1 protein-coding gene is annotated in these 1,021 nt (G+C 71.5%); it reads right to left on the bottom strand.

What is annotated here, in order from left to right:
• Positions 1 to 25 precede the first annotated feature (25 nt).
• Positions 26 to 739 carry a ricin-type beta-trefoil lectin domain protein gene (locus tag ACFU7Y_RS44205; protein WP_380772119.1) on the bottom strand — a complete coding sequence of 238 codons (714 nt, stop codon included), beginning with the start codon at positions 737 to 739 and terminating at the stop codon, positions 26 to 28.
• Positions 740 to 1,021: the final 282 nt, after the last annotated feature.

The following is a 1,021-nucleotide window of genomic DNA, read 5'->3' as shown; positions in this document are numbered from 1 at the left end:
CGGGGGCGGCGGACCGGGTCGGCCGTCAGACCGGGAGGTTCCACTTCTGGTTGGCGGCGCCGTTGCAGTCCCAGATGCCGAGCTGGTTGCCGTTGTCGGTGGAGAAGCCCAGGTCGTCCAGGCAGCGGCCGGACTGCGGGTTGAGCAGCGAGCCGTCGGGGCGGGCCTGCCACTGCTGGGCACCGCTGCCGTTGCAGTCGTAGATCTGGACCTTGGTGCCGTTGCCGGTGCCGCCACCCGAGACGTCCATGCACTTGCCGAGGGCGCGGATCGTGCCGTCGACGCCGATCCGCCACTTCTGCGCGACCGTGCCGTTGCAGTCGTAGATCTGGACGGGGGTGCCGTTGCCGACGTTGGCGCCCTTCACGTCGACGCACTTGCTCGCGTAGCCGGAGATCTGGCCGGTCGGGCCGGCCGGCGGCACGGCGCCGAGGATGACGCGCGGGAACATCACGGAGTCGCCGATCATGCAGGAGGCGGACGCGGTGCCGTCGCCCATCGCCAGGCCGCCGATGGCGGGGCGGGAGAACTGCACGGTGTGGGTGGAGTTCCAGTAGAGGCAGTTGGCGGTCACGGTCCAGGTCTGCATCTGGTCGAGGCCGCTACAGCTGCCGACGGCGTTCCAGGCGGAGGTGTAGGCGGCACAGGCGGGGGCGGCCTGGGCGGCGGTGGCCGGTGCGACCAGAGCGGCGGCCCCGGCGAGCAGGGCGGTGGTCAGCAGGGCGGAGGTACGGCGCATGGAAGGTCCTTCCGGGTCGTGGGAAACGTCGACTCACCACCCGCGCAACCGTGGTGACGGAGCGTCGGATGTGTGGGCCGCGTGAAAGACTCGGGGGTGCGCGGTCGGCCGTCAACCGGCAGTCCACCGGCAACTGCCGGGTGCGGTCGGGCTGAGCAGCACCGCTGTCCCGGGCGGCAGTTTCACCGGGGCCGGCGGAAATGCCCCGGCGGGCGTCCCGGGAAAACCGAACGGGCCCCGCACGCCCCCCTGGTGCGGGGATGACTCTTATACACATCTCCG

The organism is Kitasatospora sp. NPDC057542, assembly GCF_042801945.1.
GTDB lineage: Bacteria > Actinomycetota > Actinomycetes > Streptomycetales > Streptomycetaceae > Kitasatospora.
Note: the sequence above shows the minus strand (reverse complement) of the source record. Positions and strands in the feature narration are given on the sequence as shown.